The sequence below is a fragment of the Pseudomonas sp. FP2254 genome (assembly GCF_030687695.1).
Lineage (GTDB): Bacteria > Pseudomonadota > Gammaproteobacteria > Pseudomonadales > Pseudomonadaceae > Aquipseudomonas > Aquipseudomonas quebecensis.
On record NZ_CP117444.1, the window covers coordinates 1,800,722 to 1,821,635 of the forward strand.

Here is a 20,914-nt window from a genome sequence, read left to right on the forward strand (position 1 = left end):
TGATGGCGAGTTTGTTTGGTAGCTACACAAGGTGGCCGCGTACATTCTTTTTCATAGGCCTGCTCCCTATGATTTTGATCGCATTGCTTAGAGGTAACGTCGGTATCGATACGGCCGTCTATTTGCAAGAAATACAACGCATCGCGGAGGCCGGCGAGTATACCCGCACGTTTGAGCCTTTGTTTGAAAAACTGATCCTGTTTTTTTCGAGTTTTTTTGACTCGCCAAGAGCTGTATTGGCCGCATTAGGCGCAATAACGACGGTTTTTTTGGTAATGGGCGCGATTCAAAAAAACCAATCATTGCTGGTTTTTTGCGCCTTTATAATTCCCGTTTATTATTTTGATATGGTGATGAATGGGGTCCGCTATGGACTTTCGTTTGCTATCGTTTTTTGGGCGTTAATTTACTTAAGAGATGGCAAAGAGAAAAGGTTCATCGCTTGGGTAGTGGTGGCCAGCCTGATTCAAAGCTCGGGTGGGCTGCTTGGCCTGATGTTGTATGTTCTGCACAGTCGGCGCTGGAGGGTATTGATTGGTTGCACGGTTCTATTCGCCGTGGGGTTCGTCGGCGCCTACCCGTATTTCATCGCGAAATTTCAGAATTACTCTGAGATTTACACCGCTTCTATCTTTTCGGGTCTGTCTACTTTAATCGTCACTGTTGCGGCGCTCTTAATATGGATGCTTGATCCTGGCACACGCAAAAATACGTTCTCGGCCTGCTGTATTTTGTTAAGTATTGCATGCTTGATGTTCGGTGTTGCGCAAATTTCATACGCAGGCTTAAGGTTTTTGCAGTTAGTCAGTTTCGCGACGTTTCTCTACTTTATCATTTCGATGTCGAGCAATCGTGTCACACTTTCCAACGTGTCTAAAGCAGCACTGTTGGGCGTGGCGGTTATTGCGTTCATTCTAAAAATGAAGAATTTTTCGGACAGCTTTAACGAAGGTCCATCGCCCTTTGTACCATATTTGTTTTTCTGGGAGTGAACCCGATGTCGGAAGCGATGTGCTCAATTATTGTTCCCGTGTTCAATGTGCATGAATTTTTGCAGAGATGCTTGGTAAGTTTAAAGGCTCAGACTTATAAAAATATCGAAATTATAATTGTTGACGACGGCTCCACCGACGGATCTCTGGAGGTCTGCAAAGAATTTTTTGCGCATGACCTAAACGTAAAATTTTTAGAACAGCTCAATAGTGGACAAGGCGTGGCGCGCAATCTGGGTGTGCGCGTCGCCTCGGGGGAGTACATTGTTTTTGTTGACGCAGATGACTGGATTGATAAAGACCTGTGCTTAGACTTAGTTTCGCGCATGACAGAGGAACGGTTGGATTTCATTAGTTTTGGTCTTGACTTTGTCACGCAAGACGAGAAGATTGTGCACGAGATCAGGCGTTTCCGCTTTGAAACACTGTCGGGGGATGCCATCTTCAAAGCGGCAATGTTAGATGATGCGGTTTTATCAAGTCCCGTCAACAAGATGTACCGTCGTTCATTTTTACGAGAGCACTCAATTGAGTTTCCAGCGGTCCGCGCCTGTGAGGACATGTATTTTTCCAGGGCGGTCTCTTTTTTCTCATCGCGTACAGCATTTGTTTCTAAGGTTTATTACCACGCCTTGATTAGAAATAACAGTACTAGCCGCTCTATTAGTTGGGTATTTTTTAGCTCGCTGATAGAGGTCATTCGATTGGAATCTATCTTTCTTGAAAAAAATGGTGTGGCGCAACAATACTATCATTTATTCCTTGCTCATGTGTCCAAGCAAATTTCTCATGCGTTGGTGCTCGCCGCTTTTCGTATGCCGGTGTATGCGGAGTACAATAGCGTAGCAGTTAAGCTAATGGGGCTGCCTGAGATGAATCTGGCCAATAGCCCAGACGTTCAGGCATTACTTGGAATTAAACACAAGGCGGTGTTGAGACTGGCCACGTATCCGCGGCTGCTGCGTTTAATTGCTAAAAGTTTGAAGCTTATTAACTATTCTCCTTACTAATTTATAGGTTAACTATTGTGCTGAAAGTATATGGTTTTAGAGGGCTTTTGAAGCTGCTCTGTGACGTAATGTATAGCAGGCTATTTTACCCAAGCGCGCGTATTGTGCGACGTCCGTTTTATATGCGTGGTGCGCGGCATGTTGCGATCGGTAAGGGGTTTACTACCGGGGTAAGCTGTAGGATTGACGCTTTCCCCGAAAAGGCTGGCACTTGTATCCATATTGGTAAGGATGTACAAATCAATGATTACGTGCACTTGGGCAGTGTTGAGTCGATCACAATCGGCGACAGGGTATTGATCGCGAGCAAGGTCTTTATCAGTGACCACAACCACGGGGTGTATAAAGGCAGCGAAGCCCATTCCTCGCCTTTTGAGAGCCCTATAGAGCGCAAGCTCGTGTCTGCTCCTATCGTTATTGAAGACGATGTGTGGCTTGGTGAGTTCGTGTGTGTGCTGCCGGGTGTGACTATCGGAAGAGGCAGTATTATCGGTGCCATGTCGGTAGTGACGCGCAGCATTCCGCCAATGTGTATTGCGGTGGGATCGCCTGCTAAGGTGATAAAATCCTATGATATCGTCAGCTCATCGTGGGTGGAGGTATGAGCACATTGAGTACCGCGCCCACCAAGGCGCGCGTGGCAGTATTAATGGCGGCCTATAACGGCACCCAATGGCTGCAAGAGCAGGTTGACTCAATTCTTGGTCAGCAAGGTGTCGACGTTACATTGTTTGTAAGTGTCGATATATCGTCAGATAACACTGAGCAATGGGTGACTTCACTCAGCGAGGCTGACGCACGCGTTATTCCATTGCCCTACGGTCTTAAGTTTGGAGGGGCGGCGAAAAACTTCTTTCGTTTGATTCGTGATGTGGATTTCAATGGTTATGATTATATTTCCTTCGCTGATCAAGACGATATCTGGGTCGCCGACAAACTTGTATCAGCTCATCAAAAGCTTTCCAATCCCGGTGTGTCGGCTTACTCGGGTAACGTCACAGCGTTTTGGCCTGACGGCCGCCAAGTGGTCTTGAATAAGGCGCAAGCACAACAAACGTATGACTTCATTTTTGAGGCTGCAGGCCCAGGCTGTAGTTATGTATTGAAGGTGGCAGAGGCTAGTGCCTTCAAACAGTTTCTTTTGGATAATTGGTCCGCGGCGAATAATGTATCTCTGCATGATTGGTTGATGTACGCTTGGTTTCGTGCCAAGGGCTTGGTGTGGTTTATCGATCCTTGCCCAAAGATGCTGTACCGTCAGCACTCTAATAATCAGGTAGGCGCAAATGAGGGTTTAAAAGCGCTTATGGCTCGCCTGTCGTTGATGCGTTCCGGTTGGTACAGAGCTGAGATAGCCAAAATTACCCAGCTGTTGTCGGCAGATCTGCCGCAACTGCCTGCCGAGTTAAAAGCTTCCGGTAAAGTTTCGTTAAGTTTCCTGGTGAAGAACTTCAATTGCACACGGCGTCGACTTCGTGATCGTTTTCTTTTAGCGATCGTGATCATTTTAGGAATTTATTAGTAGCGAGGCTACGCTTATGAATAGCATATTTGTGACGGGCGCGTCTGGTTTTGTTGGCCGGGCATTAGTCGAAAGATTAGTCGCCGATAATATTCCCTGTGTGGCGGCGGTACGACGACACGTTGATTCAATTCCTGCGTCTGTGAAAACGGTAAATTTTGACTCGTTGGAAGAATTGGTTGACTGGTCGACGGCGTTGGTTGGCCAAGATGTTGTCGTTCATTGCGCGGCGCGCGTGCATGTGATGAACGATACTGTGATGGACCCGCTTGCCGAATTTCGTAAGGTCAACGTTGACGGCACTCTGCACCTCGCGTCACAAGCTGCGGCGGCAGGCGTTAAGCGGTTTGTGTTTATCAGCTCGATCAAAGTAAACGGCGACGGCACTCTGCCGGGCATCCCTTATAAGGCTGACGATGCGCCTTGCCCCACCGACCCGTATGGCGTGTCGAAGAGGGAAGCCGAAGACGGGCTTCGTGCCCTGGCTGAAAAGACCGGCATGCAGGTCGTCATTATTCGCCCGGTACTGGTATACGGCCCAGGCGTTAAGGCCAATTTCCTAAGCATGATGCGTTGGTTGGACAAGGGCGTTCCTTTACCGTTTGGCGCTATAGGTAACCGCCGCAGTCTGGTCGCGATCAATAACCTGGTTGATCTGATCGTGACGTGTATTGCGCACCCGGCAGCGGCTAATCAAACCTTTTTGGCCAGTGACGGGCAGGATTTATCAACCACGGGCCTGCTGAAAAAAATGGCAAAAGCGTTGAATAAACGTGCTTATCTTCTTCCTGTGCCTGGTTGTATGTTGAAAGTTACTGCCGCGGCGGTCGGAAAAAAGGACCTGTCGCAGCGACTATTGGGTTCGTTGCAGGTCGATATTGCTAAGACCAAGACGGTTCTGCAATGGCAGCCTCCGGTGACGGTTGATGCAGCGCTTAGAGCGACGGCTTTACATTATTTGGAACTTAAAGAACAATGATTTACGGGTCTCTAGCTATCGTCGTTGTCCTGCTGTCGCTCGTGCTGACCGGCGCGTTAAGGCGTTACGCTTTGTCGAGAAGCATTATGGACATCCCCAATGCAAGGAGCTCGCATTCGGTCGCGACCCCGCGCGGTGGAGGCGTGGCCATCGTGCTGGCGTTTCTTTTATGCTTGCCAGTACTCGGGTACTTAAACCTAGTTGGCCTAGAGGTGCTGATTGGCTTGGGGTGTGCGGCCGCGTTAATCGCGATTATCGGGTTTATGGATGATCATGGTCATATCGCGGCACGCTGGCGTCTGCTCGGTCATTTTTGCGCTGCAACGTGGGCGCTTTTTTGGCTCGGTGGGCTTCCGCCGCTTCAGTTAATGGGTGTCAGTGTTGATTTTGGCTGGGTAGGCCACATCTTGGCAGCGTTCTATTTAGTCTGGATGCTGAATTTATATAACTTTATGGATGGCATTGACGGTATAGCCAGTGTCGAAGCTATATTTGCCTGTTTTGGCGCTTGTTTACTGTACTGGTTTGTCGGGCTGCCCCAGCTGATTTGGTTGCCTTTTTTACTAGCTATGTCTGTTATAGGGTTCCTTTTTTGGAACTTCCCCCCCGCGCGAATTTTTATGGGCGACGCTGGCAGCGGTTTTTTGGGCATTGTGCTGGGGATTATCTCTATTCAGGCGGCCTGGACGTCGTCACAGCTCTTTTGGTCTTGGTTGATTCTGGTCGGGGTATTCGTAGTTGATGCGACCTACACCCTAGCTCGTCGCTTAATGCGCGGTGATAAAATTTACGAGGCTCATCGCAGCCATGCCTATCAATACGCTTCTCGGCGTTTCGGGCATCATCGCCCGGTGACGTTGGCTGTGGCTGCGATCAACATGGCATGGCTTATGCCTTGGGCAATCGCCGCTGCGGTTTATCAGGTCGACGGCCTTGTGTGTCTGTTGCTGGCCTACCTGCCGCTTGTCGCGTTGGCGGTGAAGTTTCATGCGGGTAAGCTTGAAAACGCTTCTTAGCAGCACGGTGATATTTGCAGTCAAAAATTGCTGAGAGCCGTACAATCAGGGCTGGCGCTTAATTAGTAGGAGCAGTCTGGGTGGACGAAGGGGTTATGGAGAAATTACGGACGATGCTTGTGGGCCTACCACGGCGTCAGAAACGCCTTATTCAGGTATCCACTGATGTAATCGTCGTGTGGGCGGCTTTATGGCTGGCATTTGTCGTAAGGCTTGGCATTGATGATATGGTCAATCCTCTGCGAGACCATTTGTGGCTGTTCCTTGCCGCGCCGATAGTTGCGATCCCTTTGTTCATTCGTTTTGGTATGTACAGAGCGGTCATGCGCTATTTCGGTAATGATGCGTTAATTGCGATTATCAAGGCCGTCAGCCTTTCGTCCCTGATTCTGGGCGTATTGGTGTATTGGTACAGCAATCACCAGACGGTCGTTCCGCGCTCGATTATTTTCAACTACTGGTGGCTCAGCCTGATCATGGTTGGCGGCCTGCGTTTGGCGATGCGTCAGTATTTCCTTCGTGACTGGTTTTCGACGGTTCAGCATGTTCCTTTCACCAGTCGTGAAGATGGTCTGCCGCGTGTGGCCATCTATGGTGCCGGGGCTGCGGGTAACCAACTGGTTGCAGCGTTACGCATGGGCCGCGTGATGCGCCCGGTAGCCTTCATCGACGATGACGCGAGTATTTCCGACCGCGTGATCTCCGGTTTGCAGGTATATAAACCGAAGCACATCCAGCGCATGATCGATATAACCGGTGCTCAAGAGATTCTTTTGGCACTGCCTTCTTCAAACCGGGCGCGTCGTCGCGAAATTCTCAGTTTTCTGGAGGTTTTTCCGCTGCACGTCAGAAGCGTTCCAGGCTTCATGGATCTGGCCAGCGGGCGTGTGAAGGTTGACGATATTCAAGAAGTCGACATCGCCGATCTCTTAGGCCGCGACGCCGTACCAGCTCAGCACGAATTGCTTGAACATTGCATCAAGGGTCAGAGCGTACTTGTGACTGGCGCAGGCGGTTCTATTGGTTCCGAGCTGTGTCGGCAGATCCTATCGCTGCGCCCGACGACCCTGTTACTTTTCGAGCACAGTGAGTTTAATCTCTACAGTATTCTGTCTGAACTTGAACAGTGTGTCGTCCGCGAGTCGCTGCCTGTGAAAGTGTTGCCAATCCTGGGGTCTGTACGTAACAAGGCCAAGCTGTTGGATGTAATGAAAACCTGGCATGTTGATACTGTTTATCATGCGGCGGCTTATAAGCACGTACCGATGGTAGAGCACAACATAGCCGAAGGCATATTGAACAATGTGATCGGTACGCTGAATACAGCTCAGGCTGCGCTTCAGGTAGGTGTCGCAAACTTTGTGTTGATTTCAACCGATAAAGCCGTTCGCCCGACTAACGTGATGGGCAGTACAAAGCGTTTGGCCGAGTTGACGCTTCAGTCGCTCAGTCGCGAAATCGCACCTGTTTTATTTGGCGAAAAATCAAACGTTTCGCACGTTAACAAGACCCGTTTTACAATGGTGCGCTTTGGCAATGTGCTGGGTTCCTCAGGTTCTGTTATTCCGCTTTTTCACAAACAGATCAAGTCGGGGGGGCCGCTGACGGTGACCCATCCGAAGATCACGCGATACTTCATGACCATTCCCGAGGCGGCTCAGTTGGTCATCCAGGCGGGTTCCATGGGCCGCGGTGGTGATGTATTCGTGCTGGACATGGGCGAACCGGTCAAAATTGTCGAGCTGGCCGAAAAAATGATTCACCTTTCAGGCTTCAGCGTGCGCTCTGAAAAGAACCCGCATGGCGACATTTCTATCGAGTTCTCCGGCTTGCGACCTGGTGAAAAGCTGTACGAAGAGCTGTTGATCGGTGACAACGTGGTGGCGACTCAACACCCGATGATCATGAGCGCTAACGAAGACTATCTGCCGTGGGATGTGCTTAAAGCCAGGTTGACCGAGCTGCTCGCAGCGGTGGATCAGGATGATTACACGCTTGTTCGTCAACTGCTGCGTGACACCGTGAGTGGCTACGCACCTGATGGTGAAATCGTTGACTGGATTTACCAGCAACGTCGCCTGGAACCCTGAGCACAATTGCGCTAAGCCTCTCATACTAAAACGTTGTGGAAAAACAAGGCCGACATAGATCGGCCTTTTTTTACATCATGAGCGCTGAGTGATGTAGCGGCTTTTCTCTGGTATTTAGCCGAAACTCATGAAAAGTGTCGGCCTGAAAATCCTTGGCAATCGCGTTTAGTATGATTGAACAATTGACTTTAAAGGAAAATTTTGATGAATAATTGGGCCGTGGCGTTGCTGTTGAGCGCCGTTCCGTGCGTTGTAATTGCCGACCCTATCCCGGAAGTTACCGCCCACCATGTAAATATCGTCACTGATGACTCGGTGGACAAGCCAAGTTCTTTGCGCGTGGTCAAGGATACGCACGGCGTATCTGATGCCGTGTTTGCTTACCACAATGCAATTGGCCCGCTTGCATCCGGCTACGGTTTTCATGCGTTGGACGAGGGTGACGGTGGGGCGGGCGGTGGTGCCATAGGCGGTGCCACCACCAGGACGACTATGGCGGATGCGATTGTCGGCAATCGACGTGCTGCCGGCCCGGGTAATGGGGTAATCGGGACTCGTTGGGAGAATGGTGACGGGTCAGGCGTTTACGGGCTGATGCGTGGAACAGGTACCGGCAGCGGTGTCACCGGTTACAAAATCCTGACCGGCGATGGTCATGGTGTTTATGGCAAAAATGAATCAACTGACGGCTCCGGCGTTTATGGTGAGCGCTTGAACGGCGCCGGGCCTGGTTATGGCGTGCTGGGTTATGCGAAAGGCGCGGTGGGCATTGATAATGCGTCAGTTGCCGGCCTGAAAAAGTCGGGAGATTGGGGCTATTCGATCTTGGCCGACTCCAGAGGGCGAGACTCTGCACTAAGGGCATTCTCGGCAGCCAACGCAGCCAAAGCGGTTGACTCGCTCACTGACGCGACAAACAACTCGCCAGTATCAAACGCTTTCGAGCGCGCTAACGGCGCAATGGGCGTCGTCACGTCTGACTTGGTCTCAGGGGGTGGTTCACGCAACGCGCCGCTCGTGGCTAGCGAGTCACGCATTGAGCCGAACGCTGCGTCAACAGGCTCCGCGCGCGTGACCGCTATCGATGCGCGAGTGAGTAATGCAGTGAGCGGCTCCGATGACGTACGCGGTGCCAGCTCGACAGTGCTCGCAACCGATGGTAAACAAGCTATTGGCTACCGTGCGATCGTAGATGGACGAAACGACGCCAACTATGGCGTTTACGCCAACGCAATTGGCGGCAAGAGCAACTATTCCGGTTACTTTGTAGGCGATGTGCAGGTGGGCCGTGTCATGACCCCGACCGATAGCAAGTTGCAAGAGGTGCATGGTGAGGTCGATTATGCCAAAAGCATGCAGCGTGTGCTAGCCAACAAAATTTATGTGTCTGACCGCTACATTGTGTGGAAAGAAACCGACGCAAAAGGCGTCGTAACAGAGAAGCGGCAGAAGATAACCAGTAATGAGACCGGTAACTTGGCTCAAGATGTTCAAAAGACTAACCCGGATGCCGTGGTGGTCAATCCTGAAGGCTACCTGTCGGTTTCGGATCGTGAAGAACTTTATCAACTCAAAGCGGCAGTGATCTATTTGACCCGCCAGCTTGAAGCCAAAGGTATCAATGTAGCACCACATTAACCCGCCGACAGCTTTTTGGCCGCTATAATGAATGCCCTCTTCATAACGGGTAAGAAGGCATTGCGTGGGTGTTTATCACTTAATGTTGAAAGTATTGAACTCATGTTTTGTAACTTAGCTGTTTTTGACTAATCCATGCAATTGCCTAGATTTGAGAGGCAGCTTCGAAAAGCTGCTTTCTTATTAACGATGTCATGGAGCGTCACCAATGCATAACACTTACTTGTCGTCTCTGGTCTTCGCCTTGCTAACTACTCTCTCTGCTGTCGCCAACGCAGCCCCGTCTATCAAGCCGGAAACCGCAGCGCCTATCACCGTTCAGATGAACAAAGTCGAACAGTTCACCAAGGTCAACCTGAACTCCGCGGACGCCGAGGTGTTGCGCCGTGACCTGTTTGGCATCGGTGCCGCCAAGGCCAAGGCGATCATTGCCTACCGCGAAAGTAATGGCCCGTTCACGGCGGTAGATGAGTTGCTTGAGGTAAAGGGTATCGGCAAGGCATTGCTGGAGAAAAATCGCGACAGGCTTATTATTAATTAAGGATGTAAAAAGTCGCCTAGAAGACCGGTCATTGACCGGTCTTTTTATTTTCTGAACCCCGTGACGTTGGCACGAATACTGATTACGTTTGGAGTGAAAATGGTTCAACCATTACGCTCTGATAAACAGGCGGGAGACGAGGTCATTAGCTTGTACTTGAATGATTCGAAGCTCCAGTGTTGGCGCTGTTTACCTAGCCCTGATTGAGGATCTGCAGCATGTACGAAGACTATCCGGCCGCTTACCAAGTCAGTAAAGGCTCAGCATTGCAGGTTGATACGGCGTTCTATACGCGTATTCGCGATCACAAGGATCAGCGTACGTTGATCGAGCAGTTCGAGGTACCGATTCGTACGGGGAGGGCGTGGAAAGTGCCGGCCGGGCATGTATTCCGTGTCACGACACCGGTAGGACCGCAGGTGGGTGACTTCAACGTGTGGAATGCCAATGACCCGCGCGAACGTCTGTGGGCGGCGCGTACGCGTCAGTTGCAGGGAGCCCATGTCAGCACTCACGACCGTCTATGGTCGAACCTGCCCTTTCTAAGGCCCTTGGTCACCATCACGGACGACAGCCTGGCCAACTACGGTATCGACGAGCACGGCGGCCGCCTGCACGATCTGCTCGGTACGCGCTGCGACCCCTATGTGAACCGCATGCTCACCGGCGAAGACTTCCACCACCACTGCCACTCGAATCTGACCCGTGCGGTTTTACCCCACGGCCTGACGGAGTTCGACGTGCACGATGTGCTGAATATTTTCCAATGCACGGGCCTCAATCATGACGACATGTACTTCATGAAAGCCTGTCCGGCGCAGAAGGGCGATTATCTGGAGTTCTTTGCCGAGATCGATCTGCTGTGTGCGCTGTCGACCTGTCCGGGTGGGGATTTGTCGCTGCCGATGTGGGGGCCTGATGCGCAGGACCCGCTGACGGTGTGTCGGCCGTTGGGGGTTGAGGTTTACAAGCTGGAGGACGAGTTGCTGAGTGGCTGGAGCCAGCCGGAACGTGCTGCCTATAAGGGACAGCACGGTTTGGAGATCGCCAGGGCGGCTTGGGAATAACCCAAGGTTCAGCGATCCTGCGCATCCTTGGCATCCGCCTGCGCATTTCGCTCGGCCACGCGCTTGCGTTGTTCGTCGGTGAGTTCAACCTTGTTGGCGCTGTCGCGCAGCATCATCAGGCCACCGACGATCGACCCGATTGCCACCACTAAAATCAACCATGCATACCACGGCATAACGCTCTCCTTGAGGCAGATTGCCGTGGGAGAGTTTTCCCACGGTAATAACTGCTTTGAGTTACAGGCTTTCTGAGTAGTTCAGTGTAGGCCTGTTCCGCCTCAGAAACCTTAAAGCCCTGTCAGCATCGCATCCGCTGGCGCATCGGCGCGGTCCTGGGCTGTCAGTTGGAAGTAGATGAAGCCGGCGAGCATAAAGCCCAGGAAGATCAGCCCGATCAAGGCATTGAACCAGGCCATTGCCACCAGGCACACCACCGCCAGTACCAGCGCAATGCCCGGCACGATGGGATAACCGGGTGCGCGGAACGTGCGCTCCAGCAGCGGTTCGGTCTTACGCAGTTTGAACAGGCTGAGCATGCTCATGATGTACATCACGATGGCGCCGAATACGGCCATGGTGATCATTGCCGCGGTCAGGGTCATGCCGCCCAGGTTGATCAGGCCGTCGCTGTAGATGGCGGCGATACCGACCACGCCGCCGGCAATGATGGCGCGGTGCGGTGTCTGAAAGCGCGACAACTTGGCGAGGAAAGGTGGCAGGTAACCGGCGCGTGCCAGGGCGAAGAACTGGCGCGAGTAGCCCAGGATGATGCCGTGGAAACTCGCCACAAGACCGAACAGGCCGATCCACACCAGCATGTGCAACCAGCCGGAGCTGTCGCCCACGACGGTTTTCATGGCTTGTGGCAATGGGTCGTTGATGTTCGACAGGGCGCGCCAGTCGCCCACGCCGCCGGCGAAGAACATCACGCCCATGGCTAGGATCACCAGGGTCAGGATGCCGCTGATGTAGGCTTTTGGAATGGTGCGCTTGGGATCTTTCGCTTCCTCGGCGGCCATGGCCGCGCCTTCGATGGCAAGGAAGAACCAGATGGCGAAGGGGATTGCCGCGAACATGCCGGCAATCGCCGGGGCGCCAAAGGTGTCGGAGCCGGCCCAGCCGTTGAGGGCAAAGTTACTGAAGCTGAACGCCGGCGCGACCACGCCCATGAACACCAGCAGTTCGGCGACGGCGAGTACGCACACCACCAACTCGAAGGTGGCGGCGAGTTTCACGCCGAGGATGTTCAGACCCATGAACACGATGTAGGCGCCGACGGCTGCGTGTTTCGGGTCCAGGGCCGGGAACTGCACGTTCAGGTAGGCGCCGATGGCCAGGGCGATGGCGGGTGGCGCGAAGACGAATTCGATCAAGGTGGCCAACCCGGCGATCAGGCCGCCTTTCTCACCGAAGGCTCGACGGCTGTAGGCAAACGGCCCGCCGGCATGGGGAATCGCGGTGGTCAGCTCGGTGAAGCTGAAGATGAAGCAGGTGTACATCGCGGCCACCATCAATGAGGTCGCCAGGAACCCCAGGGTTCCGGCTACACCCCAGCCGTAGCTCCAGCCGAAGTACTCCCCGGAGATCACCAGCCCGACGGCGATGCCCCAGAGATGCAGGGTGCCCAAGGTGGGTTTGAGTTGTGTGTTCATCGTGTGGCGCTCCTTGAACGGGTTGGAATGGTTCAAGGTGTTGCAGCGGCCATGCCATGGCGCGCAACCGTGTCGTAAAGAGGCGCAACTGTCGTGTGGGGGATGGTTTGGCGTTTGAAGTTTTGTGGTGTTGCACCAGTCAGGTGCGGCGGTGGCCGGGCCGGCGCTATCGGGGGCAAGCCCCCTCCCACAGGTTGACCTAGGATGTACCCGGGCAAATGTGGGAGGGGGCTTGAACCCCGATAGCGTCCACCCCAGCACCCGCATAAACCCACTCTTTACGCCGTCTTTACGCCCCGCCCACGCCCTCGCTCTCGTTCCTTTACACCATTCCTGCCGACAATTGCCCCACACGCGGCACTCGCCGCTAAACGGAGAGACTTCCATGAGCGTTCTGGACGGGGTGTCACTGCTATTGGCCGTGGCGCTGTTCATTTATCTGCTGGTTGCGCTGTTACGCGCGGATCGGAACTAGGAGCAGGCTATGCACAGTTATGACTATTGGCTGATCATCGCCTTCTTCGCCGTGGTGCTGGTGCCGGCGCCGTTTCTGGGGCGGTTCTACTACAAGGTAATGGAAGGCCAGCGCACCTGGCTGAGCCCCGTGCTGGGGCCTGTCGAAAAAGCCTGTTATCGCCTGTCGGGCGTGGACGCGCAGCAGGAGCAAAGCTGGCAGAAATACATGCTGGCCCTGCTGGCGTTCAACCTTGCGGGTTTTTTGCTGTTGTTCGCGATCCTGTTGTTCCAAGGTGCTCTCCCACTGAATCCGCAGAATTTGCCAGGCCAGGAATGGACGCTGGCTTTCAATACGGCGGTCAGTTTCATGACCAATACCAACTGGCAGTCCTACAGCGGTGAGGCGTCCCTGAGCTACCTCAGTCAGATGGCCGGCCTGACCGTGCAGAACTTCGTCAGTGCAGCCACCGGCCTTGCCGTCTTGGTCGCGCTTTGCCGTGGGATCGGTCGCAAATCCGCACGCACCTTGGGTAACTTCTGGGTCGATATGACCCGCGCCACCCTCTATGGCCTGCTGCCACTGTGCCTGGTACTGGCGCTGTTCCTGGTGTGGCAGGGTGTGCCGCAGACCTTCGCCCATTATGTTGATGCCGTGACGCTGCAGGGCGTGGATCAGGTGATTCCCCTCGGCCCGGCCGCCAGCCAGATTGCGATCAAGCAACTGGGCACCAACGGCGGTGGTTTCTTCGGCGTCAACTCGGCCCATCCGTTTGAAGACCCGACTGCCTGGGCCAACCTGTTCGAAGTGGCGTCGATCATCCTGATTCCGGTGGCGTTGGTATTCACTTTTGGTCACTACGTCAAAGACCTGCGTCAGAGCCGCGCGATCCTCGGCTGCATGCTGGCGCTGTTCCTGATCGGTGGCGCGACCTCGCTGTGGTCCGAGTACCAGCCCAACCCGACCCTGAACAACCCGGCGGTGGAGCAAACCGCACCGCTGGAAGGCAAGGAAGCGCGCTTCGGTACCACCGGCACCGTGCTTTGGTCGGTGACCACCACCGCCGCGTCCAACGGCTCGGTCAACGGCATGCAGGACAGCCTCAGCCCCCTCAGCGGCATGGTGGCGCTGGTCAATATGATGGTCGGCGAGGTGATCTTCGGCGGCGTCGGTGCCGGCATGTACGGCATGTTGCTCAACGTGTTGATTGCGGTGTTCCTCGCCGGCCTGATGATCGGCCGCACCCCGGAATACCTGGGCAAAAAACTGCAGGCCAAAGAAGTGCAACTGCTGGTGGTGACCTTGCTGGTGATGCCGGTTGGCGTGCTGGTACTGGGTGCCATCGCCGCCAGCCTGCCGGGCCCGGCCTCCGCCATCAGCAACCCCGGACCCCACGGTTTCAGCCAGTTGCTCTATGCCTACACCTCCGCCAGCGCCAACAACGGTTCGGCATTCGGCGGCCTGAGTGCCAACACGCCGTTCCACAACCTGATGCTGGGCCTGGGCATGTTGATCGGCCGCTTCGGTTACATCCTCCCGGTACTGGCCCTGGCCGGCAGCCTGGCGATGAAGAAGAGCGCACCGATTGGCCAGAACAGCTTCCCGACCCACGGCCCGCTGTTTGTGACCCTGTTGACCGTGACCATTCTGCTGGTGGGCGGCCTGACTTTCCTGCCGACACTGGCGTTGGGGCCTATCGCTGAACACTTGAGCATGGGCTTCTAGAAAAGGGATATGAAAATGAATATGCCTGTAAAAAATGCCGCCCCGGTCAAACCCCAGGAGCCGGCCAAGACCGCCATCTCCGCGCTGTGGCGCCCGGCACTGGTGCAGTCCTTCGTCAAGCTGGATCCGCGTCAACTGCAACGCTCGCCGGTCATGCTGGTGGTGGAACTCACGGCGATCCTCACCACGGTACTGTGCTTCGTGCCGGACACGGCGGTGCCCACGTTCGTCGCCGTGCAAATCGCCGTGTGGCTATGGTTCACCGTGCTGTTTGCCAACTTCGCCGAAGCCTTGGCCGAAGGGCGTGGCAAGGCCCGCGCCGACAGTCTCAAGGCCGGCAGTGAAGGGCTCAGCGCGCGGCGCAAGGAAGCCGATGGCAGCTTCAAGGTCGTGCCGGCCACCAGCTTGCGTAAAGGCGATGTGGTGCGCGTTGCCGCCGGGGAGATGATCCCCGGTGACGGTGAGGTTATCGAAGGCATCGCGGCGGTCAATGAGGCGGCGATCACGGGCGAATCCGCGCCGGTAATCCGTGAGTCCGGCGGCGACCGTTCGGCTGTGACCGGCAACACGCGGCTGGTTTCCGACTGGCTGCTGGTGCGGATCACCGCCAACCCCGGCGAGTCCACACTGGACCGCATGATCGCGCTGGTGGAAGGCGCCAAACGCCAGAAAACTCCCAACGAAGTCGCGCTGGACATCCTGCTGATCGGCCTGACCCTGATCTTCCTGCTGGTGGTGGTGACGCTGCAGCCGTTCGCCCACTTCGCCAATGGCAGCTTGCCTCTGGTGTTCCTGGTCGCACTGCTGGTAACGCTGATTCCTACGACCATTGGCGGTTTGTTGTCGGCCATCGGCATCGCCGGCATGGACCGTCTGGTGCGTCTGAACGTGATCGCCAAGTCCGGCCGCGCCGTGGAAGCGGCGGGGGACGTGCATGTGCTGCTGCTGGACAAGACCGGCACCATCACGTTCGGTAACCGTCGTTGCGCGGCAGTGCTGGCGGCGCCTGGCATAAGCGGCCGCGAGCTGGCCGAGGGCGCGCTGCTGGCGTCCCTGGCGGATGACACCGCGGAAGGCAAATCCATCGTCGAATACCTGCGCGCCCTGCACCCACAGGCTGAACCGACCCCGGATGAACTGACCGGCGTGCCGTTCAGCGCCGAAACCCGCTTGTCCGGTGTCGACTACCAAGGCCGCGTGTTCCGCAAAGGCGCGGTGGATTCGCTGCTGGCGTTTATCGGCCAGCAACGCGGCGACCTGCAACCGGCCATGTCGCGGGAGATCGACAAGATCGCCCAGAGCGGCGGCACGCCTTTGCTGGTGTGTGCCGATGGCAAATTGCTCGGCGCGATTCACCTCAAGGACGTGGTCAAACCGGGTATCCGTGAACGTTTCGCCGAGCTGCGCAAGCTGGGGATTCGCACCGTGATGGTCACCGGCGACAACCCGCTGACCGCCGCCGCGATTGCCGCCGAAGCCGGCGTGGATGACGTCCTCGCCGAAGCCACTCCGGAGAAAAAACTCGCGCGCATTCGCCATGAGCAGAATGACGGTCGCCTGGTTGCGATGTGCGGCGACGGCGCCAACGACGCCCCGGCGCTGGCTCAGGCGGATGTCGGCATGGCCATGAACGACGGCACCCAGGCCGCCCGCGAGGCCGCCAACATGGTCGACCTCGACAGCGACCCCACCAAGTTGCTGGACGTGGTGCAGATCGGCAAGGAACTGCTGGTGACCCGCGGCGCGCTGACCACGTTTTCCATCGCCAACGACGTGGCCAAATATTTCGCGATCCTGCCGGCGTTGTTTGCCTCGATCTACCCGCAACTGGGCGTGCTCAACGTGATGCACCTGCAGAGCCCGCAGAGCGCGATCCTGTCGGCGATTGTGTTCAATGCGCTGATTATCGTGGTGCTGATCCCGCTGGCACTGCGCGGTGTACGGGTGCAGGCGGCGAGTGCGGCGGCCTTGCTGCGCCGCAATCTGTTGATCTACGGGCTGGGCGGGATTCTGGTGCCGTTCGTGGGCATCAAGGCCATCGACATGCTGCTGACCGCCTTGCACCTGGTGTAACTCCAAGCCTGTTTGCGTGGTGAGGGCGCTTGCTCGGGCAGCGGCCCCGGCGCCCTCACCACCGGGTTTCTCAACTGATTGAGGATATGAACATGACCCCTATCATTCGCCCAGCCATCAGCCTGTTGGTTCTGATGACTCTGATCACCGGCATCGCTTACCCGTTGGTGGTCACCGGCGTGGCCCAGCTGGCATTCCCCGACCAGGCCAACGGCAGCCTGGTGCGCGACGCCAGCGGCAAAGTGCGCGGTTCCAGCCTGATCGCCCAGGAATTTACCGGTGACCGCTGGTTCCACCCGCGTCCGTCCGCCGGCGCTTTTGCCACGGTGTCGAGCAGCGCCAGCAACCTCGGGCCGAGCAACCCGGCGTTGGCTGCGCGCGTATTCGACGATGCCACTAAACAGTTGGTGCCCAGCCAGGGGCCGGTGCCATTGGCCTCGCTGACGACCTCTGGCAGCGGACTTGATCCACACTTGCCACCGCAGGCGATTACCTATCAACTGGCGCGCGTGGCGGCGGCGCGGAACGTGCCGGTGGCCACGTTGCAGCGGTTGCTGGATGAACACATCGAAAGCCCGCTGGTGGGCCCGCCGGTGGTGAATGTGTTGGCATTGAACATGGCCCTGGAAAAATTGTAAGCAGTGAAACCGCCTTCGCGGGCAAGCCCGCTTCCACAGGAGTATGCATTCCAAATGTGGGAGCGGGCTTGCCCGTGAAGGCGGCCTGAAGCGCAACCAATAAACACCGTAAGGAACCAACGAGCATGAGCGACTCCGGCCGCGCCGACGCCCTGTTAGCCGATCTGCCCCGGGACGGCCGTGGCCGGCTCAAAGTCTTTCTTGGGGCCGCGCCGGGTGTGGGCAAGACCTACGCAATGCTCCAGGCCGCCCATACCCAGCTGCGCCAGGGCGTGAAATTGATCGCCGGTGTGGTCGAAACCCACGGCCGCGCCGAAACCGAAGCCTTGCTCGGTGGCCTGCCGCAGCAACCCTTGGTGCGCCGCGAGTACCGTGGCGTGACACTTGAAGAAATGGACCTCGACGGCCTGCTCGCGGCCAGGCCCAAGCTGGTGCTGGTGGACGAGCTGGCCCACAGCAACGCCCCCGGCAGCCGCCATGAAAAACGCTGGCAGGACATCCAGGAACTGCTGGCCGCCGGTATCGACGTGTTCACCACGGTTAACGTCCAGCACCTGGAAAGCCTCAACGACCAGGTGCGCGGCATCACCGGCGTGCAGGTGCGTGAAACCCTGCCGGACTGGGTGTTGCAGGAGGCCGACGAACTGCTGCTGATCGACCTGCCATCCCGCGAACTGCTCGAGCGCCTGCGCGACGGCAAGGTCTACGTGCCGGAGCAGGCGCGCGCGGCCATCGATGCGTTCTTCACCCAGACCAATCTGATGGCGCTGCGCGAGTTGGCGATGCAGACCGCCGCGGCCCACGTCGACGACGATCTGGCCCAGGGCTACCGCCAACTCGGCCAGGCCGCGCCAGCGGTGCGCGGGCGTTTGCTGGTGGGCGTGGATGGCGATGCCCAGGCCGAACGCCTGGTGCGCCACGCCAGCCGCGTGGCGCAGCGTCGGCATCTGCCGTGGAGCCTGGTGCACATCGACAACGGTCGCGCACGGGACGAACAATCGCGCCTGCGCCTGCAAAACGCCCAGCAATTGGCCGAGCGGCTGGGCGGGGAGGTGGTGCTGTTGCGCGCCGGCGAGGTGGCCAAGACCTTGATCCAGCACGCCGCCGAGCGTCGCGCCAGCCTGCTGCTGGTGGGGCAGTCGCGCAAGCGTTGGCATCGCCAGGTGTTCGGGGGCGGCCTGGCCGCACGGCTGCTGCGCAATGCCCGGGGCCTGGAAATCAACGTGCTCGACAGCGACGATACCCCGGCTGCGCCACGTCTACCGGAAGTGCGCGGCCTGGTGTGGTTCGATTACGCCCTGGCGGTGGTAGCCACCCTGGTGGCCGCTGGCGTGGCGTGGGCGGTGTCCAGTGTGTTGCCGCTGCCGAATATTTCGCTGGTGTTCCTCGCGGCGGTGTTGCTGGTGGCGGTACGCAGCAGCCTGGGACCGTCCCTGGTGTGCGCGGCGTTGTCGTTCCTGACCTATGACTTTCTGTTTATTCCGCCGAACTTCTCATTTGCCATCCAGCGTGAAGAAGACGTGCTGACCCTGTTGTTCTTCCTGCTCATGGCGGCGCTCACCGGCAACCTCGCCGCGCGCCAGCGCCGGCAACTGCAAGCCTTGCGCGATACCCAGGAAGAGACCAGCGAACTGCTCGACCTGTCACGCAAACTCACCGCCGCCACCGACCGCCAGGCGGTAATCAGCGCGGCCGCGCATCACTTGGAGGGCTGGAGCGATCTGGACTTGTGCCTCGTCAATCGCGACGGTCAGGGCGGCTGGACGGTGGAGACCGGCGGCCCGCTGACGTTCACCGAAGCTGAACGCGCCGCCGCCGACTGGGCCTGGCAACACGACCAGCCGGCGGGCATGGGCACCGGCACCTTGCCGTTCGGGCGTTGGTGGTGGTGGCCGCTGTCGGGGGAGGAGGGGCCGCTGGGTTTGCTGGGCGTCAGCGCTAAACCCGGCCTTGAGTTGAGCGGCCAGCGCCGTCGCCTGCTCACGGCCTTGAGTCAACCCCTGGCCCAGGCGTTGGCCCGCGCCCAATTGGCGCAGGAGCTGGAGTCCGCACGACTGCACGGGGAAACCGAACAACTGCGCAGCGCCTTGCTCGCCTCGGTGTCCCACGATTTGCGCACGCCGTTGACGTCCATGCGCGGCAGCATCGACAGCCTGTTGGCGCTGGGCGAGGCCATCCCTCTGGAAGATCGTCGCGAACTGCTTGAGGGCACCCGCGATGAGGCCGAGCGCCTCGACCGCTATATCCAGAACCTGCTGGATATGACGCGCCTTGGCCACGGCGCGCTCAAATTGGCGCGTGATTGGGTGTCGCCGGGCGATATCGTCGGCAGCGCCCTGGGCCGTCTGCGCGCGGTGCTGGCGCCGTTGCAGGTGAGCACCGATGTGCCGCCGGAGTTGCCGCTGCTGTATGTGCACGCGGCGTTGATCGAACAGGCGCTGGTCAATGTGCTGGAAAACGCTGCGCGCTTTTCACCGCCCCACGGGCGCCTGCAATTGAAGGCCGGGGTCTCGGACAACCAGCTGTTTTTCGCCGTGGCTGACGAAGGGCCGGGGATTCCCGAGGAGGAGCGCACGAAAATTTTCGATATGTTCTACACCGCTGCGCGCGGTGATCGCGGCGGGCAGGGCACTGGCCTGGGCCTGGCGATCTGCCAGGGGATGGTTGGCGCGCACGGTGGGCATATTCGCGTTGGCGACGGCATCGACGGGCGCGGCACCTGCATCAGTCTGTACCTGCCGCTGCCCACCCAGCCTGGCCTGGAGCGTGAGCCGTGAGCTACCCTGTTTTCTCCCCGGATTTTGATGGAACACCATGAGCCAGACCGCGACGATTTTGGTCATTGATGACGAACCGCAGATCCGCAAGTTCCTGCGCATCAGCCTGGCCTCCCAGGGCTACAAAGTGATCGAGGCCGGTACCGGCAACGAAGGCCTGGCCCAGGCGGCGCTGAGCAAGCCGGACTTGCTGGTGCTGGATCTGGGGCTGCCGGATATGGATGGTCAGCAAGTGCTGCGCGAATTCCGTGAATGGTCGACGGTGCCGGTGCTGGTGCTGTCGGTACGCGCCAGCGAAGGGCAGAAGGTCGAAGCCCTCGACGGCGGCGCCAATGACTATGTGACCAAGCCCTTTGGCATCCAGGAATTTCTCGCGCGGATACGTGCACTGTTGCGCCAGGCCCCGGCGGGTGAGGCGCAGGAAGCCGCGTTGTGCTTCGGCCCGTTGACCGTCGATCTGGCCTATCGCCGCGTGCTGCTGGACGGCGCCGAAGTGGCGCTGACCCGCAAGGAATACGCGGTGCTGGCGCAACTGGCGCGCCACCCCGGTCGGGTGATTACCCAGCAACAACTGCTCAAGGACATCTGGGGCCCGACCCATACCGAAGACAGCCACTACCTGCGCATCGTGGTGGGCCATCTGCGCCAGAAATTGGCGGATGACCCGACGCAGCCGAGGTTTATTGTGACCGAGGCCGGGGTGGGGTATCGGTTGCTGGGGGCGTAAATACGTTTCCGGC

General features: G+C 57.3%; 18 protein-coding genes. 16 read left to right on the top strand and 2 right to left on the bottom strand.

Annotated features, from left to right (window positions below; translation table 11 throughout):
- The first annotated feature begins 2 nt into the window (after nt 1–2).
- The 10 genes from PSH94_RS08340 to PSH94_RS08385 all read left to right on the top strand — a co-directional run bounded on the left by PSH94_RS08340 (nt 3) and on the right by PSH94_RS08385 (nt 10,855).
- Entirely contained in the window at nt 3–992 is a 990-nt protein-coding gene (locus PSH94_RS08340) for an EpsG family protein (RefSeq protein WP_266249702.1), read from the top strand.
- Between the two features lie 5 nt (nt 993–997).
- Entirely contained in the window at nt 998–2,002 is a 1,005-nt protein-coding gene (locus PSH94_RS08345; RefSeq protein WP_266248575.1) for a glycosyltransferase, read from the top strand.
- Nucleotides 2,003–2,019: 17 nt separating this feature from the next.
- Nucleotides 2,020–2,607, top strand: a complete 588-nt coding sequence (locus PSH94_RS08350) for a DapH/DapD/GlmU-related protein (RefSeq protein WP_266248576.1) — start codon at nt 2,020–2,022, stop codon at nt 2,605–2,607.
- On the top strand, nt 2,604–3,524 hold the full coding sequence (locus PSH94_RS08355) for a glycosyltransferase (RefSeq protein ID WP_305437091.1): 921 nt from the start codon (nt 2,604–2,606) through the stop codon (nt 3,522–3,524). The genes PSH94_RS08350 and PSH94_RS08355 overlap by 4 nt, the downstream gene beginning before the upstream one ends.
- Nucleotides 3,525–3,540: 16 nt before the next feature.
- Entirely contained in the window at nt 3,541–4,503 is a 963-nt protein-coding gene (locus PSH94_RS08360; RefSeq protein ID WP_266248580.1) for an SDR family oxidoreductase, read from the top strand.
- Entirely contained in the window at nt 4,500–5,519 is a 1,020-nt protein-coding gene (locus PSH94_RS08365) for a glycosyltransferase family 4 protein (RefSeq protein ID WP_305437093.1), read from the top strand. Before PSH94_RS08360 ends, PSH94_RS08365 begins: the two co-directional genes overlap by 4 nt.
- A gap of 95 nt (nt 5,520–5,614) precedes the next feature.
- A complete protein-coding gene (locus PSH94_RS08370; protein WP_266249704.1) occupies nt 5,615–7,609 on the top strand; it encodes a nucleoside-diphosphate sugar epimerase/dehydratase in 1,995 nt (664 codons plus the stop codon).
- A 204-nt stretch (nt 7,610–7,813) separates the two neighbouring features.
- Complete coding sequence (locus PSH94_RS08375) at nt 7,814–9,247, top strand: hypothetical protein (RefSeq protein ID WP_305437095.1); 1,434 nt, start codon at nt 7,814–7,816, stop codon at nt 9,245–9,247.
- A 208-nt stretch (nt 9,248–9,455) separates the two neighbouring features.
- Nucleotides 9,456–9,788: a helix-hairpin-helix domain-containing protein gene (locus PSH94_RS08380; protein WP_266248586.1), complete on the top strand. Its 333-nt coding sequence runs from the start codon at nt 9,456–9,458 to the stop codon at nt 9,786–9,788.
- Nucleotides 9,789–10,006: 218 nt separating this feature from the next.
- Nucleotides 10,007–10,855 (top strand): DUF1989 domain-containing protein, encoded by an 849-nt coding sequence (locus PSH94_RS08385; RefSeq protein ID WP_305437096.1) that lies wholly within the window; start codon nt 10,007–10,009, stop codon nt 10,853–10,855.
- Nucleotides 10,856–10,863: 8 nt separating this feature from the next.
- Here PSH94_RS08385 and PSH94_RS08390 read toward each other — a convergent pair whose 3' ends face one another.
- Nucleotides 10,864–11,031 (bottom strand): DUF2897 family protein, encoded by a 168-nt coding sequence (locus tag PSH94_RS08390; protein ID WP_012722955.1) that lies wholly within the window; start codon nt 11,029–11,031, stop codon nt 10,864–10,866.
- Between the two features lie 111 nt (nt 11,032–11,142).
- Nucleotides 11,143–12,507, bottom strand: coding sequence for an ethanolamine permease (gene eat, locus PSH94_RS08395; protein WP_305437098.1), 1,365 nt, complete (start codon nt 12,505–12,507; stop codon nt 11,143–11,145).
- A gap of 385 nt (nt 12,508–12,892) precedes the next feature.
- Here eat and kdpF point away from each other — a divergent pair, with 385 nt between their 5' ends.
- From kdpF to PSH94_RS08425, 6 genes are all read left to right on the top strand, one after another.
- Nucleotides 12,893–12,982 carry a K(+)-transporting ATPase subunit F gene (gene kdpF / locus PSH94_RS08400; protein WP_003218754.1) on the top strand — a complete coding sequence of 30 codons (90 nt, stop codon included), beginning with the start codon at nt 12,893–12,895 and terminating at the stop codon, nt 12,980–12,982.
- Between the two features lie 9 nt (nt 12,983–12,991).
- Complete coding sequence (gene kdpA, locus PSH94_RS08405) at nt 12,992–14,686, top strand: potassium-transporting ATPase subunit KdpA (RefSeq protein WP_305437100.1); 1,695 nt, start codon at nt 12,992–12,994, stop codon at nt 14,684–14,686.
- A gap of 9 nt (nt 14,687–14,695) precedes the next feature.
- Nucleotides 14,696–16,759, top strand: a complete 2,064-nt coding sequence (kdpB, locus tag PSH94_RS08410) for a potassium-transporting ATPase subunit KdpB (RefSeq protein ID WP_305437102.1) — start codon at nt 14,696–14,698, stop codon at nt 16,757–16,759.
- 92 nt (nt 16,760–16,851) lie between these two features.
- A complete protein-coding gene (kdpC, locus tag PSH94_RS08415) occupies nt 16,852–17,397 on the top strand; it encodes a potassium-transporting ATPase subunit KdpC (RefSeq protein ID WP_305437103.1) in 546 nt (181 codons plus the stop codon).
- A gap of 125 nt (nt 17,398–17,522) precedes the next feature.
- Nucleotides 17,523–20,174 carry a sensor histidine kinase KdpD gene (locus tag PSH94_RS08420; protein ID WP_305437105.1) on the top strand — a complete coding sequence of 884 codons (2,652 nt, stop codon included), beginning with the start codon at nt 17,523–17,525 and terminating at the stop codon, nt 20,172–20,174.
- 37 nt (nt 20,175–20,211) lie between these two features.
- On the top strand, nt 20,212–20,901 hold the full coding sequence (locus PSH94_RS08425) for a response regulator (RefSeq protein WP_181078277.1): 690 nt from the start codon (nt 20,212–20,214) through the stop codon (nt 20,899–20,901).
- Nucleotides 20,902–20,914: the final 13 nt, after the last annotated feature.